Consider the following 16071-nt stretch of genomic DNA (forward strand, 5'->3'; position numbering starts at 1 on the left):
CTGAAAATTAACTGAAACCTTACTCAAAAATGAATACATTCCAAGCTATCCTACTTGCTATTGTTGAAGGTCTAACAGAATATCTTCCTATTTCCTCAACTGGACATATGATATTTGTTAGTTCTTATTTCGGAATTCAAAATGATGATTTCGTCAAACTTTTCCAAGTTTCTATACAATTTGGAGCTATTTTGGCCGTAGTTGCTTTATACTGGAAAAAGTTTTTTGATTTCTCTAAATTTAATTTCTACATAAAATTAGCTTGTGCCGTGATACCGGCCCTTGTTTTAGGCAAATTATTTGATGACAAAATAGAAGCTGTCCTTGGAGATCCAATTCCCATTACAATTGTACTTATCCTTGGAGGAATAATTTTGCTTTTTGTTGACAGTAGATTTCACAGCCCAACAATAGTAGCAGAAGAAGAGATTACTATCAAAAAAGCGGTTGCAATAGGTTTTTGGCAATGTTTAGCCATGATGCCGGGAACAAGTCGTTCTGCTGCTTCTATAATTGGAGGAATGCAACAAGGATTAACACGCCAAGCTGCAGCAGAATTTTCATTTTTCCTTGCTGTTCCAACAATGCTAGCGGTTACTGTTTATTCATTATTATTAAAGACATATGAAGTTTCACATTTAAAAGGATACGAACTTCTTATTCAATCCCCAAAAAACATAAAGTTATTCTTAATGGGTAATGTAATTGCTTTTATAGTAGCGATTATAGCCATTAAATTTTTTATTGGCATAATCAAACAATACGGTTTCAAACCTTGGGGATGGTATAGAATAATCGTTGGTGTTTTTCTTTTAGTTTACTTTTCATACATAAAATAACAACCCATTGACAACCGAAGATTTTTTAAACGGCCAAATTCTGTTAATTGACAAACCGTTGCATTTTACTTCTTTTCAAGCAGTAAATAAGCTCAAATATGCACTAATCAACAAAGCAGGATTACCAAAAAAATTCAAGATAGGGCACGCAGGTACTTTAGATCCATTGGCTTCTGGATTATTGTTGGTTTGTACCGGAAAATTCACCAAAAAAATATCAGAACTCCAAGGCCAAGCAAAAGAATATACTGGAACTTTCTATATTGGAGCCACTACTCCATCCTATGATTTGGAAACCGAAATAGACCAGACTTTCCCAACAGAACATATCGATGAATCTCTGATTTATGAAACCGTAAAACAATTTTTGGGTGAAATTGATCAAAAACCACCTATTTTTTCGGCTATAAAAAAAGACGGCATTCGATTATACGAACACGCCCGTGCAGGAGAAACGGTTGAAATTGCTTCAAGAAAAACCACAATTCACGAATTTGAAATCACCCGAATTGCACTTCCCGAGGTTGATTTTAGAGTAGTCTGCAGCAAAGGAACTTACATTCGTTCTCTCGCTTTTGATTTTGGAAAAGCGATGAATTCAGGTTCGCATTTAATGGTTTTGCGCCGTACCAAAATAGGCAATTATGATGTAAAAGATGCCATTGATGTCAATTTATTCGAGCAAACATTATCCCATCCGATGTAATCAAAAAAAAAACACATGACAAATCAGAATTGAATTTGCGATGTGTTTTTGCTAAGATCAAAGTAATATTACTTCATGTTTTTTTCCCACTTTCTAGCTGCTGGTTAATAGTGAGTGGCACTTTCATTTCCAAACAGCAAATGAGACACGTAATCATAAACCTTTTCAAATAAATTTCTCATAATGATGTTTTTTAAATTGTTGAACAATATTTAATCACACCAATAAAAAAAGTAGATAGAAATAATAGACTCGGTTAGCAATCACTAAGTTACATTTTTTTTTGACAAAAAAAATAAAAAATAAAAAAACTTATAATCACAAACACACACTCTCTTTTATAGCATACATCATATCAACAATCTCGTTCTGTACAGACAGTCCTTTATCGTGCAAATACCACAATTGCAGTTGAGATTTGGCTTCTTCATCTACAACTCCAAATTGTTCTTTATAATTTTTAATTAAATCAGTTGCCCCTTTTGGTCTTGGTCCCCAATGACTGCAAACCTTGCCCAATTGCTTATCAATTACAAGAAGTTTAGGAATGGCTCTGGCACCATTAGTCAAAAAATGATTCATTAAATCATCATTCGAATCGCGGAGAACTATTTTCAATTCAATTTTGTTTGATTCAGCTGCCATTTTATTTATTACCGGCAAAATTTGCGCGGCATCTCCACACCAACCTTCAACAATCACCAACCAAATGTATTCTTTTTCTAATGCTTTCAATTTTACACTAATTTCCTCGGGAACGGTTATGGTTTTATCCAATCGTTTCAAACGGGCTTCGTTCAGAGTAGTGTAATGCAACAAATCCTCTGATTGATCATCACCAGTTGACTTCCCTTCAGACAATAAATCGGATACAATTTTTCTATATTCTAAATAACTATAACTATTAAACAACGCTTTCGCAACTGAACTTTTCATATGTATATAATGTTTGTTTTTTTTGTGAATATGGTATCGCCAGATCTTCATTGGTGTTTGTGACAGCTGTTGTCATGGCGATTTCATATTTTAATTATTTTTAAGCAAATTTAAATATCTCAATCGGTAAAAAGTGTGATAAAAATCACTTAAGATTCAACAAAATGCTTAATTTTATAAAATGTTCAGCCATTCAAAATCAATAGGTTTAATATTGTCCGGAGGTGGGTCAAAAGGGATTGCCCACGCTGGTGTTTTGCAATTTTTGGAAGAAAAAAACATCATTCCTAATCATATTGCAGGGTCAAGTGCAGGATCCATTGTTGCCGCTTTGTACGGTAGCGGAAAATCACCCAAGGCTATTCTGGAATTCTTCAAATCCATTTATTTTTTTCATTGGAAACATTTTACCTTTTCCAAAGCGGGTTTGATTGATTCGGAATCCTTCAAAGAATATTTCTATGAAATTTTTAAAGACACTACTTTGGGCGATCTTAAAATTCCAATTCATATTAATGCAACAGATATGATTAAAGGAAAATCAAAAGTATTTGGCCCCGAAACCAAAACAATTGATGCTATTTTGGCCTCCTCATCATTTCCCGGAGTAATGTCTCCTTATGAATTTGATGGTAAATTATACAGTGACGGAGGTATTCTCAATCATTTTCCAACCGAGATATTAAAAGGCAAATGCGATACTTTGATTGGTGTTTACGTTAGTCCAATACACCAAATAGAAGCTAAAGATTTAAATTCCATCAAAGCCGTTACAGCTCGAGCCTTTGATCTATTCTCGGCCAATTCCAGCATACACAAATTTGACCATTGCGACTGGCTGATAGAACCTGAAGCACTATCGCTTTACAGCACTTTTGAAACCAGCAAAATCAAAATGGAAGCCATTTTTGATATCGGATACGAATCGGCCAAAAAATCATACAAAAAACTTAATTTAAATATTTAAGGGACACTATTTCAAGAAAAACAGAATATGTCTATATTTGCACAAATTTGGCAGCATTGAACCCAATCAATAATGCAATTTCTTTTCGAAAAACGAAGGGAGACCTTAAAAAAACAAAAACTGACTAATGAAATACAAAAGAATCCTTCTGAAATTAAGTGGTGAAGCTTTAATGGGTGATTTACAATACGGAATCGACCCAAAACGATTGGCCGAATATGCTGACGAAATTAAGCAAATTCACGAAAAAGGAGTTGAAATCGCTATTGTAATTGGTGGGGGAAACATTTTTAGAGGTGTTGCAGGAGCCAGTTCCGGGATGGACAGAGTACAAGGAGATTATATGGGAATGCTAGCAACCGTAATTAACGGAATGGCATTACAAGGAGCTCTTGAAGACAAAGGCATGAAAACCCGTTTGCAAACTGCCTTAAAAATGGAATCAATCGCAGAACCTTACATCAAAAGAAGAGCGGACCGTCACTTGGAAAAAGGAAGAATCGTAATTTTTGGTGCCGGAACAGGTAATCCCTATTTTACAACAGATACTGCAGCCGTTTTGCGTGGAATCGAAATCAATGCTGATGTAATTCTAAAAGGAACTCGTGTTGATGGCGTTTACGACTGTGATCCGGAGAAAAATGCCACTGCAGTAAAGTTTGATTTCATCTCGTTTGATGATGTATTGAAAAAAGGATTGAATGTAATGGATACCACCGCATTTACTTTAAGTCAGGAAAACAAATTACCAATTGTGGTATTCGATATGAATAAAATTGGCAATTTATTGAAAATTTGTGAAGGACAAAATATAGGAACCGTAGTTAATATATAAAAAAAAACAGAAGACAGTTTTCAGATGGCAGTACAACAAATCTGAAATCTGAAGTTTTAACTCTGAAATCTTAAAAAAAATGACAGAAGAAATTGAATTTATATTAGACAGTACAAAAGAATCTATGACCGGTTCTATTGCCCATTTAGAAAAAGAATTTTTAAATATTCGTGCAGGAAAAGCATCTCCGGCAATGTTGGGTAGCGTTTTTGTTGACTATTACGGGTCGGCATCACCGCTTTCTCAAGTATCAAAGATTAGTGTTCCAGATGCTAGAACGATTACGCTTCAGCCTTTTGAAAAAAACATGTTGCACCCAATCGAAAAAGCAATTATGGTAGCTAATATCGGATTCAACCCTATGAATAATGGGGATATGATCATCATTAGCGTTCCACCACTTACCGAAGACAGAAGACGCGAACTGGCCAAACAAGCCAAAGTAGAAGCAGAAGATGCCAAAATTGGCGTTAGAAACTGCAGAAAAGACGCAAATACCGATATTAAAAAGTTAGAAAAAGAAGGAACATCAGAAGATATTTGTAAAAGTGCCGAAGAACAGGTACAAAACATAACAAATGCATTTATCAAAAAAATTGACGAACTTCTTGTCGCTAAAGAAGCCGAAATAATGAAAGTTTAAACTCTTATTCAACATAAAATTAAATCTGTCTTGTTTTTGAAACGAGACGGATTTTTTTATTGCTACTTTTGTTATAACAAAATGTAATAGAACACGTTTTGCAATAAACCGTTTTTATGAAGCACTTTTTTTTACTGTTCTTCCTCTTTACGCTTTCACTACAAGCGCAATTTCAAGTAAATGGAATTGTGAAAGACGCTTCAAACAAAAAACCTCTCCCTTTTGCCACTATAACTTCTGATGACGGTTCGAACACCATTTCGGATGTTGACGGGAAATTTAGCATCACTTCCCCAAAAAAAATTGCCTCTATTGAAATTTCTTATGTAGGGTATTTGAAAAATAAAATTTCATTAGAAAACAATAGAATTTATTATACTGTTTTTTTAGCCCAAAAAACAGACGAACTTAATGAAATCTTGATTTCTAACGTAAATCCGGCTATTGCTATTATTAAAAAAGCCATTGAAAATAAAAATTCGAACAATCCGCTAGCAAAACTCAAGAGTTTTGAATTTAAAGCCTACAACAAACTTATTGTTACCGCAAATCCTGATTCTATCAACGGAAGTATAGACTCTGTTTTTGTAACTACTCCTTTTGGAAAACATTTCAAAAAAATAGATTCAACAGATTATCAATTCAAAGAAATCATCAAAAAACAACATTTGTTTCAAACCGAAAAAGTCTCTCAATATCAGTTCAACAATCAAAGATTGAAAGAAACCATTTTGGGAACCCGAATGGCCGGATTCAAACAACCCGTTTACGAAGTGCTTTCATTCAACTTGCAATCATTTTCAATTTACGATTCCAAATATGAACTTTTTGAAACCAAATACAACAGCCCAATTGCCACGGATGCATTAGATGATTATAATTTTAAATTATTAGACACCATAACTATCAGTGGCCGAAAAACCTATATGGTTTATTTTAAAAACAAAAAGAAAAGAAAAGCATCTGGACTAGAGGGTATTCTCTACATCGATCAGAACAATTATGCTATTGCGAAAGCGATTATGCGTATAAAAGGCATACTCGATATCAGTGGAATTCACGAATTTCAATACATTCCCGAAGAAAATTTATGGTTTCCAACCCAAAAGAAATTTAAAATTGTAAAGGGTGTCAACGATGATGATATAAAAATACTCGGCGGAACGATACAATTTGATGGTGATATCAAACAAAATTTAAAACCCAGAAAAAGAGTCGAATCCGATTATATTTATTTGCTTTCGCAAACCAATAATTTTGACATTCAATACAATACACCAGTAAAAATCAAAAAGCCAATCGTTGAAGTCGAAATTAAAGATGATGCCATCAATAGACCCGAAAGCTTTTGGGAGGAATATCGAAAAGACAGCCTAGACATCCGAAGTCAAAAAACATATTTATCACTTGATAGTATTTCGATAAAAAAAAGTGTAGAAAGCCGTTTGAATTTAGGTCGAAAAATACTAAGTGGATATCTTCCTTTAAAGGTTTGGGATTTTGATTTACGCAAAATAATAAGTTACAATAATTATGAAGGATTACGTCTTGGAATTGGGGGGATTACAAACGACGAGTTTTCCAGAAAGTATAGAATTGAAGGCTACACTGCTTATGGTTTAAGGGATTATGCTTTCAAATACAGTTTGGGTCTGGGCGCGAGAGTAGATAAATTTTCGAATACCTGGATTGGTGTTGGTTATACCGATGATATTCGGGAAATTGCAAGTACCGATTATGCAGTCGAAAAAAAGGCCTTCAAAATTTATGACCCCCGTTCGATCAATTTTAGCACATTCTATAAATATGAGAATTGGAGAATCTCTGTAGAGTCAAAAATTATTCCCAAAATGGAAAGTGTATTTGTGTTGGCCAATACATTTGTAGAGCCCAAATTCAATTACGCCTATAACTTAAACGGGACTTTATACGAGACTTATACCATGACGACGGCAACTATTTCCCTGAAATGGAGTCCTTACAGTGATTATATGCAAACTCCAACCGGAAGAATAGAAACCGATAAAAGGTTTCCTAAATTTACTTTACAACTTACGCAATCGATCCCCAATGTCCTCAATAATGATTTTAGTTTTACTAAAATTGACTTTAAAACAGAGTATCAGATAAAATACTTAAATGGACAAAGGACTTTCTTGTTATTTGAAGCTGGGCGGGCCTTTGGAGATCTTCCGCTTCCTCAATTATACAGTAATTCACCAAATAATCTAAACAAAGAAACGGTTCTACAGCGAATCACTTTTGCTGGTAAGAACAGTTTTGAGACCATGTTCTTCAATGAATTTTTCTCCAGCGAGTTTATGTCGTTTCAATTCAAACATGGCTTCAATAGAATCTATATTTTCAAAAAAATAAAGCCGGCTATAGATTTTGTCACCCGAATGGCTTGGGGAAATATGAAAAACCCAGAAACCCAAGTTGGCATAGAATATAAAACGCTGAACAAAGGTTTTTTTGAATCTGGAATCGAACTCAATCAAATCTACAACGGATTGGGACTTGGTGCATATTACCGCTACGGACCCAATCATTTGAGTAATTTTGAAGATAATATTGCTATAAAACTGACTTTTATTGTTGACTTAGGGATTTAAAAAAAGGGGCAACAGATTTTACCAAAAAAACCTGCTGAGTCCATTATAAAAATTTTTACGGTTTAATAATCAGCACCGAAGGCGTATTATTGAGCCAAATACTGTGTGAATCAATTAATTTTTTCCAACTTTCCAGACTAATAATCATCAAATCCTGTTGTTCCAAGAATTCTTTTTTGATGATTCTTTCCTGCATCATCATGATGTGATTGGGAGCAATTTGTTCTATCGAACGAACCACTTCCTGAATTCCCCTACTGTTTTTTATTTCACCTACAGCATCTAAAACTGTTATTTGAGAACCATTATTGTGTATCAGCTTTTGGGCAAATTCCATCAAAAAGTCATCTTCTTTACTAAAAATAGGCATAAAAACCCGATTGATTTCTTGCAAATCTTTGTCAACAAGAATTCCAACCGGCATCTTGCTATTCGATATAATTTGTCGGGTTCTTTCATCAAACGGAGAATTTTCAAACAAACCTTCTTTCCCTGTAATTTTATCAATCAATCGGTCTGGATTAATGATTCGCGTGGTAAAACCCAACACTTTCCCGAGTAACGTTCCCTCAAAAATAGACTGACCCAAACCAACCAATAACAAATCATATTCTCCATGATTCGCAGTGTCCGTTATTTCAGAATCAATATCATTGGACACTTTAAATAGTGTCACTATTTTTTGATTTAGATTTTCCGATTCGGAAAGAACCGGCAAAAAGGTTTCTTTTTCATAATCCTTAACATCAAAGGAATGAATCTCGGAACTTAAAGATAAATGCATTGCCGTTACAATAGTATTTCCTCCTTGTTTCTTCACCAAACTGTTGGCAACTTTTAACAACGTTTTGCCTTTGTCTGCGGTCGCAAAAGAAATCAGGATTTTGTATTTGCTTCTATTGCTAATTTCTTCAGGTATAAGAGTAGGTTTGTCCCTAAAAATATAGTTTATTAAATCCAACGCTGGTCCTGTCATAAAAGTGGTGACCAAAGCCATAATGACCATCATTGTAAAAATTTGAGTGGACAAAACGCCTAAATCATACCCAATATTCAGCACCACCAACTCCATCAAACCCCTTGTATTCATTAAGGCTCCAATAGAAAGACTGTCTTTCCAATTATGTCCAACAACCTTTGCCGCCAATGCGCTTCCAAAAAATTTACCAGCTACAGCAACTAAAATAATTAAACCCGTAATTTTCCACAAATGCGGATCATCGATCAATCCAATTTGGGTTCTCAAACCTGTAAAAACAAAGAACAATGGCAACAAAACAATTACCGATACATCTTCCACTTTTTCGATAAAAATATTACGGAACTTATTGTTTTCAGGCATAATTGCACCAGCCATAAAAGCACCGAACAAAGCATGGATTCCTATCAATTCTGTAACATACGACGAAAGCAATAAGGTCAAAAAGAAAATCGCCACAACAGGTTTGTTCAAACTTTCTCTTGTGCTATTCAAATCCCCCACTTTTTTCAAAAAAGGACGGACTACTTTCAGCATTATCAGTACATAAAAAACAGCCATCGCCATAACATAGAGCGAACTCGTAAAAGAACCGGCTTTTACAATGGCAATTACTGCCGCCAAAATACACCAAGCCGTTACATCATCTGCGGCTGCGCAAGTAATCACAATAGAACCCAATTTAGTTTTATGAATTCCGCGTTCCTGCACAATCCTGGCCAGAACCGGAAAGGCTGTAATGCTCATGGCTATTCCCAAAAACAATCCAAAAGAAACAAACTCAACACCTGAAGGAGCAAAAGAATGGTAAATAAAATACGCCAACCCAATACCAAGCGCAAATGGGATTATGATACTGGCATGGCTTATCACTACAGCATCATGCGCTTTGTTTTTCAATGCTTTCAAATCGAGTTCCATCCCAATAACAAACATGAAAAATATCAAACCAATTTGGCTTAAAAACTGTAAGTTGCCCAACGAATCTTTTGGAAACAGCAGCGCCGAATATTCCGGAAAATACATTCCTATCAAGGAGGGTCCCAAAACGATACCGGCAATGATTTCTCCAATTACCGATGGTTGTCCAATCTTTCTACAAATCCAACCAAAAAAACGAGCGACCAAAATTATCGTAATGATTTGCACCAAAAGAATAGCCAAAGGGTTTTGCAAATTGTGACCCATCGAAGTTATAAAATCCTCCCAATGCCCGTTACCCGTTTGGCGGGGAATAATATTTTGTCCAGCTTCCAGCATTTTTCCTTTTAGAATAATCCAATAGATCAAAGCTGAGAAACCACCTATAATTGTCAAATAGAAAAAAGAATTTTTAATATTCTTCATACCACACTGTTTAAAATTATTTTTAATGCAAATATGAGAACCCGTTTTTGAAGTATAAAATGATTTGGAATCTAATTTTAGCTCCATGTAACAAGAGTGCAAAACTTTGTAATAAGAGCTTAATTCTACAATGAACTGCATTTACTTTTTAACATATAAGTCATGTAAGTTCTTGTTTGAATAAAATTGAGTAAAAACAATAGTTCATTTAAGATTAGTTCTTTAACCACAAAAATGTTTTTAACTAATATCTCTTTTTTAACCACTAATTGACAAACCAACTATTTTTAGAACTTAAATGACTTATATGGTTTAAAATTAAACGGTAAAAGCTAGATTTTCACTTTCGCCAAAAAATCAGAACGATAGGTTTCGCTCAAAACCAACACTATGGGTTTTCCGTTCTTTTCATGAGAAGAAAGCGTTATTTCATTATGACTGAAATACTGTACTGCCTTTATCGCAATAATTTCTTTTTTATTGACTCTACAAAAATCGGCCTTGGGAAGCTGACTCAACAACGAATCGAAATTGATGTTTTTCAGCAGTAAAAAACTACCATCTGTAAGATGTACTTCCTTGTCCCTGCTATCTACCAATGCTGTTTTGAAGTATTGAATCTGGTCAAAATACAACAGTGCTTTTCCTTTATCGGTATTCAGGTGGATGAATTTTTTGGGAGCCTCCAATTTCTGGAATCGTTCTAGTGCTTTGGCAACAGCTCTTTCCAAACGCTCTTTGGTAACGGGTTTGGTGATGTAATCTACCGCATCAATATCAAAAGCTTCGGCAGCATAATTTTTGTAAGCCGTGGTGAAAATTACCAATTTATTTTTCAGCAAATCAGCCAATGTCAACCCGTCAATACCCGGCATTTCGATATCCGAAATACACAAATCAAAATCAAGATTGGAAACTTCTTCGAGTAATTTTTGTGGATCGTTAAACGCCTTTACAATTTCTAACTCTGGAATTTGCTCACAAAGCATTTTCAGGTAAGTCAAACCCGGCAATTCATCGTCAAGGAGTAAGCATTTGATTTTTGTATTCAAGGAGATTGATTTTTAAATGCGCAATATAGATGTCATTTTCAACAAATTTATCCAATTTGAACTGATTTTTGTATATAATTTTCAATCGTTGTTCCAATGTCGTTGCACCAATGCCGCTTCGTTCTTTTTTTAAGGCTTTTTTCTCCGAAATTTTATTCGAAACCGTTAAATAAAAACAGTCGTCCTTAAACTCAAATAGTATCGAAATAAAGGCATCGGCACTTTGCAAATCTGCGTGCTTGAAGGCATTTTCTATCAAATCAATCGAAATCAGCGGAGCCAGAAGGTTTTGTTCGTACAGTTTTTCGCCGTCATTGATCTTGGTTTTTACTTTCAGTTCAAAAAGCGGACTCACCTTGATTTTATTAATTTCGATCAGATTGAGAGCAAACTGAATTTCTTCTTTTGGCGAAACAAATTTCTTCTGACTTTCGTACAGAATATAATCCAAAACATTGGCCAATTTATCCAAAGCAAAATAGGTTTGGTAAGCATGCGACTGAATCGAATTGAGAATATTTTTGAAAAGATGCGGATTGAGTTTGGATTCTAAGGTCTCCAATTGTAGATTATTGACCTTCATTTCGAGCAAGCCAAATTGTTCTTCAATATTTTTTTTTGCTTTGCCAGACTCCGTCAAGCGATAAATCAGATAACAAAGTACTACTATAAATACCAGAATAATTACTAGCAGCACATATACAATGCTATTATTATTTTCGGAAACGTTTTCCATTTTTAAGATCTGATTAAAGAGCGATTTTTTATTAATGTGCCGATACAAATTTTAAACCAACAATAGACGATATCAAGGTAAACAGGAAGAAAAGTCTCCAGAAAGTTGCTGGTTCTTTGAAAACAAAAATGCCAACCAAAACAGTTCCAACCGCCCCAATTCCTGTCCAAACGGCATATGCAGTGCCGATTGGCAAAGTTTGAGATGCTTTGTACAATAAAGCCATACTTATAGAAAGCGCCACAAAAAAACCAACCATCCACAGTGTAGATGTCATTCCCGAAGTTTCTTTGGCTTTGCCCAGACAAGTCGCAAAACCTACCTCAAAAAAACCGGCAACGATGAGTAAAATCCAATTCATGGTGTAGTGATTTAATTGGGCAAAGATAAAGCGTATTGGTGATGATAAGAAAATTATTTCCTAGGTTACTATTACATCATCATCATAAATTATTTCATCATCCTCTGTTTTAACAAAAATGTGGTATTCGCCAATTGGCAATTCAAAATTAATAGTTTCGTTTTTAGGAACCGTTAAAAAACTTTCAATTGGAATAGCTACGTTCTTCATCAAATCAAATTCTTTAAAATCAACTATTTCAACTAAAACCTCTTTGTTTTTAAAAGCAGAAAATTTTGCACTCTTAATAATTTCTTTTTTGAATTCGGCATTGGGATAAATTATTTTTAAACTTGGTTTCAGGTTGTTAACCAAAAAATAATCGGCAGAGGATTTTACTTTCGTTGTATCAGTAAAATATTTTCGAGGAATTAAAATTAAATCTTGTTTGATATCTGCACAAATAACAGTTTGATTGATTGTTATTGGATTAATTCCAGACAATTCTTTAAAATACTCTGCCATCATTTTTCTCTTTTCATTTTTCTTTTCAATATGATCATGCCCCACATATACAAAAATTTTAGCCTTAGGGTCTTTCTCCAAAATCTTTATAATATTTTTTGCCTGACCCAATTCTCTATCAACTCCCTTATCAAAGTTTTCATGTCCAGAAACAGTAAATCCCAACGCTATTGCTTTCCTGATGAAGTGAGCAAAATAAGGTTCATCAGTATAAATTCCATTATTATAATTTGGAGTTGACTCTTTCTCTGAGCTTTCAATATTAAATGCTTCTAATGACAAATAATGATACCCATTCGCTTTCAGCGTTTCTAACAATTCCATCGCAAACAATCTATGTTTAGGATAGTAATGGTCTTCATTAAGCATTATAACTTGGTTTTCTTTTGCTATTTCTGAAATCTTCTCAAAAACGGCTTTGTCTTTATAAACGTCATCTTTACTCGATAAATCAACAATCAAGGAATTAAAATTTTGTTTGCGTTCTTTTTCGTAACCCACTATTAAAGAATCATAAAATTTATTGTTAGACATTGATGCATTCACAGTTGCTAGAAATTCGAATTTAATATCATTTCCTTCTTTCGATTTTAATGGTGCTGTTTCTAGCTTTTTACTTGCGAAAAGAGGATTGGGATGAACACCCGGAAAATCATTCATAAATATAGATACAAACGACATTTTCTTGGTATTCAGTGAATCTATGGATATTTTATTTAAAAAATCGCTAACATATGCCGCAGCATTATTGTCTTTACTTAAATTGGCTTTTAGCAATCCTAATACTTTTCTTTTTCCTTTTTGTTTTTCGAAAAAGTAAGTATGATGTATTGTATCGGCTATTATAGTTTTTATGTTGTTTGAATTAACCGCTGATGGCACATTTTGGTAGAAAAAATACATTTCAATTCCTTTTTCTTTTGCATCAGCAACCAAAAAAAGATCTTTTGATGATAATTTATTACCCTTTAATACTTGTTCAAATTCTTTCTCTTTTATAAATGCAACTTCTCTGAATTGTACATTTTTATCAAAATCAATTCCAACTTTCAAAGAATCATTATAAAAATAGTTTTTGTTAAAATAATTGTTCTCGGCCAATTTGCTTTTGCTTGAAGTACAAGAAATGAATAGGAACAACAGTAATAAATTTAAATATTTAGTCATTAATCTAAAGGTTTTATATTTGCAGTCTTTTCTAATTACGGCTTTATAATCAATACCGAAGGTACGCCGCTCAGCCATTTGCTGCGGGAATCCAATAATTCTTTCCAACTTTCAAGGCTAACAATCATTAAATCTTGTTTTTCCAAGAAGTCATTTTGCAGCACCGATTCGTTGTCAACAAGTATATTGGCAGGGAATTTTTGTTTTAAGGAATCAATGGCACTTGCAATTACAAAATTGGATTCGATGTGACCATTAATGTCCAAAAAGGCAACAGTCGCATTATTATTGTAAATTATTTTCTGCGCATAATCGATCAGGAACGAGTCCTCGGAGCTGTAAATTGGCACAAAAACCTGATTTACAGCTTGCAAATCTTTGTCAATCAAAACTCCCAAAGGCATTTTGGCTCTCAAAACAATTTGTCTGGTTCTCTCATCAAATGGGGAATTTACAAACAAACCTTCTTTGCCGGTAAACTTGTCCAGCAATCTTTCGGGGTTAATGATTCTCGACGTAAACCCAATTACTTTGCCCAATAAAGTGCCTTCAAAAATCGATTTTCCGAGTCCAACCAACAATAAATCATATTCTCCTTGGTTGGCAATGTCAATAATTTCGGTTTCAATGTCAATTGTTGCTTTGAATATTGTCGTGATTTCCTGTTTCAAGATAACCGCTTCCTTCATGATAGGATTAAAACTGCTCTTCTCCTTGTCCTCCATATTGAAAGTATGCACTTCATCGCTTAAGGACAAATGCAATGCCGTAATACTGGAGGTTTCACTTTGCTTTTTTACCAAGCTGTGAGCCAATCGCAATAAGGATTTCCCTTTTTCGTTGTTCCCAAAAGAAAGCAAAATCCTGTATTTGCTTTGATTTATTTCGTCTTCCTGGTCAGTGATGTCATTGGTTTTGAAAATATAATTGATCAAATTCAAAGCGGGTCCGGTCATAAAAGTAGTGACCAGTGCCATAATCACCATCATCGTAAAAACTTCGGTGGTAAGGACTCCGAGACCCAATCCTATATTCAATACAATCAGTTCCATCAAGCCCCTTGTGTTCATCAACGCACCAATGATAAGGCTGTTTCTCCAACTTTGACCGACAAATTTAGCCGCCAGGGCACTTCCGAAAAACTTACCAACTACAGCAACCAGTATGATAAAACCAGTAACTTTCCACAAATACGGCTCGTTTATCAACCCTATTTCGGTACGCAAACCAGTAAATACAAAGAACAAAGGCAATAACAATATTACCGACACATCTTCGACCTTAGAAATAAAAACAGTTCTGAACTTAGGAACATCGGGCATAATGGTTCCCATCATAAAAGCGCCGAAAAGCGCATGGATACCTATTAATTCTGTAGCATATGAAGAAATAATTAACAACAAAAAGAAAATAGCGACCACCGGTTTGCTCAAACTGTCTTTAGAGCCATATAGATCACCTATCCTTTTCAAGAATGGTTTTACTAAAAATATCATTAAAAGAACATATAAAGCCGCCAATGAAATGATGAACATTGAACTTTCAAAAGTTCCGGCTTTCACAATGGCAATTACTACAGCCAACAGACACCAGGCAGTAATATCATCGGCAGCGGCACAAGTTATTGCGATAGCTCCCAATTTGGTTTTATGCATGCCTCTTTCCTGAACGATTCGTGCCAAAACCGGAAAGGCTGTTATGCTCATGGCAATTCCCATAAACAAACTGAAGGAAAGAAACTTCACTCCTTCTGGAGCAAAACGATTGTATACAAAATAAGCCAATCCAATTCCCAGTGCAAACGGAATCACAATACTGGCATGACTGATAACAACGGCTTCTTTGGCCCTGTTTTTTAGCACTTTGATATCGAGTTCCATACCAATTACAAACATAAAAAGTATTAGTCCGATCTGGCTCAAAAATTTTAAATTCTCTAACGAATCGGATGGAAAAAGTGCATGGAAAAAATCAGGAAAATAGAGGCCTAATAGAGAGGGGCCGAGTGCAATTCCGGCAATGATTTCGCCAATTACAGAAGGCTGCCCAATTTTTTTGAAAAACCAACCAAAAAGGCGTGCCACAAGAATAATCATTATAATTTGTGCCAATAAAATCGCCAAAGGATCTTGAACATTGTGTAACATTGCAGTAAGGAAATCTCCCCAGGAACTGTCGCTTACTACAGGATGAACGATTATTTTATTTCCTTCAAGATGTTTTCCCTCCTTTATAATCCAATACATCAATGCAGTAAAACCACCTGTAACTCCCAAATAAAACAATGTGTTCCTGTACTTTTTCATACTTTTCTTGACTTCTTTACCCCATTAACAAAAGCGCTAATATGAGAAATTCAAATATATAATTTATAATGCACAAAT

At 34.6% G+C, this 16071-nt stretch carries 13 protein-coding genes; 6 read left to right on the forward strand and 7 right to left on the reverse strand.

Annotation, left to right across the window (positions count from 1 at the left end):
- Window positions 1-29 precede the first annotated feature (29 nt).
- Both OLM57_RS02830 and truB read left to right on the forward strand, forming a co-directional pair.
- Window positions 30-839, forward strand: coding sequence for an undecaprenyl-diphosphate phosphatase (locus OLM57_RS02830; RefSeq protein ID WP_264565725.1), 810 nt, complete (start codon window positions 30-32; stop codon window positions 837-839).
- A gap of 7 nt (window positions 840-846) precedes the next feature.
- Window positions 847-1545, forward strand: coding sequence for a tRNA pseudouridine(55) synthase TruB (gene truB / locus OLM57_RS02835; RefSeq protein ID WP_264565726.1), 699 nt, complete (start codon window positions 847-849; stop codon window positions 1543-1545).
- Window positions 1546-1863: 318 nt separating this feature from the next.
- On the opposite strand, the gene OLM57_RS02840 is transcribed toward truB, so the two are convergent.
- The gene (locus OLM57_RS02840) at window positions 1864-2481 is read right to left on the reverse strand and encodes a thioredoxin family protein (RefSeq protein WP_264565727.1); all 618 of its coding nucleotides are present in this window, start codon (window positions 2479-2481) and stop codon (window positions 1864-1866) included.
- 181 nt (window positions 2482-2662) lie between these two features.
- On the opposite strand from OLM57_RS02840, the gene OLM57_RS02845 reads away from it, so the two are divergent.
- From OLM57_RS02845 to OLM57_RS02860, 4 genes are all read left to right on the forward strand, one after another.
- Window positions 2663-3448 carry a patatin-like phospholipase family protein gene (locus OLM57_RS02845; protein WP_264565728.1) on the forward strand — a complete coding sequence of 262 codons (786 nt, stop codon included), beginning with the start codon at window positions 2663-2665 and terminating at the stop codon, window positions 3446-3448.
- Window positions 3449-3575: 127 nt separating this feature from the next.
- A complete protein-coding gene (pyrH, locus tag OLM57_RS02850) occupies window positions 3576-4283 on the forward strand; it encodes a UMP kinase (protein WP_264565729.1) in 708 nt (235 codons plus the stop codon).
- A 79-nt stretch (window positions 4284-4362) separates the two neighbouring features.
- Window positions 4363-4926, forward strand: coding sequence for a ribosome recycling factor (frr, locus tag OLM57_RS02855; RefSeq protein WP_264565730.1), 564 nt, complete (start codon window positions 4363-4365; stop codon window positions 4924-4926).
- Window positions 4927-5042: 116 nt separating this feature from the next.
- Window positions 5043-7541, forward strand: coding sequence for a DUF5686 and carboxypeptidase regulatory-like domain-containing protein (locus OLM57_RS02860; protein WP_264565731.1), 2499 nt, complete (start codon window positions 5043-5045; stop codon window positions 7539-7541).
- A gap of 55 nt (window positions 7542-7596) precedes the next feature.
- Here the strand turns inward: OLM57_RS02860 and OLM57_RS02865 are convergent, their stop codons facing one another.
- The 6 genes from OLM57_RS02865 to OLM57_RS02890 form a co-directional block, all read right to left on the reverse strand.
- Window positions 7597-9867 (reverse strand): cation:proton antiporter, encoded by a 2271-nt coding sequence (locus tag OLM57_RS02865; RefSeq protein ID WP_264565732.1) that lies wholly within the window; start codon window positions 9865-9867, stop codon window positions 7597-7599.
- Between the two features lie 332 nt (window positions 9868-10199).
- Entirely contained in the window at window positions 10200-10919 is a 720-nt protein-coding gene (locus OLM57_RS02870; RefSeq protein WP_264565733.1) for a LytR/AlgR family response regulator transcription factor, read from the reverse strand.
- Window positions 10888-11655, reverse strand: coding sequence for a sensor histidine kinase (locus OLM57_RS02875; protein WP_264565734.1), 768 nt, complete (start codon window positions 11653-11655; stop codon window positions 10888-10890). Before OLM57_RS02875 ends, OLM57_RS02870 begins: the two co-directional genes overlap by 32 nt.
- Window positions 11656-11686: 31 nt before the next feature.
- Window positions 11687-12016, reverse strand: coding sequence for a DMT family transporter (locus OLM57_RS02880; RefSeq protein WP_264565735.1), 330 nt, complete (start codon window positions 12014-12016; stop codon window positions 11687-11689).
- A 60-nt stretch (window positions 12017-12076) separates the two neighbouring features.
- Window positions 12077-13687, reverse strand: a complete 1611-nt coding sequence (locus tag OLM57_RS02885; protein ID WP_264565736.1) for a hypothetical protein — start codon at window positions 13685-13687, stop codon at window positions 12077-12079.
- Window positions 13688-13722: 35 nt separating this feature from the next.
- Complete coding sequence (locus OLM57_RS02890) at window positions 13723-15993, reverse strand: cation:proton antiporter (RefSeq protein ID WP_264565737.1); 2271 nt, start codon at window positions 15991-15993, stop codon at window positions 13723-13725.
- Between the last annotated feature and the right edge of the window lie 78 nt (window positions 15994-16071).

Origin of the sequence: Flavobacterium sp. N3904 (assembly GCF_025947305.1) — a bacterium.
GTDB lineage: Bacteria > Bacteroidota > Bacteroidia > Flavobacteriales > Flavobacteriaceae > Flavobacterium.

What these genes read in the sequence shown, in the direction of transcription:
- OLM57_RS02890 (WP_264565737.1), bottom strand. Translation starts at nt 15,993, where the DNA reads ATGAAAAAGTACAGGAACACATTGTTTTATTTGGGAGTTACAGGTGGT.
- OLM57_RS02840 (WP_264565727.1), bottom strand. Translation starts at nt 2,481, where the DNA reads ATGAAAAGTTCAGTTGCGAAAGCGTTGTTTAATAGTTATAGTTATTTA.
- OLM57_RS02845 (WP_264565728.1), top strand. Translation starts at nt 2,663, where the DNA reads ATGTTCAGCCATTCAAAATCAATAGGTTTAATATTGTCCGGAGGTGGG.
- frr (WP_264565730.1), top strand. Translation starts at nt 4,363, where the DNA reads ATGACAGAAGAAATTGAATTTATATTAGACAGTACAAAAGAATCTATG.
- OLM57_RS02860 (WP_264565731.1), top strand. Translation starts at nt 5,043, where the DNA reads ATGAAGCACTTTTTTTTACTGTTCTTCCTCTTTACGCTTTCACTACAA.
- OLM57_RS02885 (WP_264565736.1), bottom strand. Translation starts at nt 13,687, where the DNA reads ATGACTAAATATTTAAATTTATTACTGTTGTTCCTATTCATTTCTTGT.
- OLM57_RS02875 (WP_264565734.1), bottom strand. Translation starts at nt 11,655, where the DNA reads ATGGAAAACGTTTCCGAAAATAATAATAGCATTGTATATGTGCTGCTA.
- OLM57_RS02830 (WP_264565725.1), top strand. Translation starts at nt 30, where the DNA reads ATGAATACATTCCAAGCTATCCTACTTGCTATTGTTGAAGGTCTAACA.
- pyrH (WP_264565729.1), top strand. Translation starts at nt 3,576, where the DNA reads ATGAAATACAAAAGAATCCTTCTGAAATTAAGTGGTGAAGCTTTAATG.
- OLM57_RS02880 (WP_264565735.1), bottom strand. Translation starts at nt 12,016, where the DNA reads ATGAATTGGATTTTACTCATCGTTGCCGGTTTTTTTGAGGTAGGTTTT.
- OLM57_RS02865 (WP_264565732.1), bottom strand. Translation starts at nt 9,867, where the DNA reads ATGAAGAATATTAAAAATTCTTTTTTCTATTTGACAATTATAGGTGGT.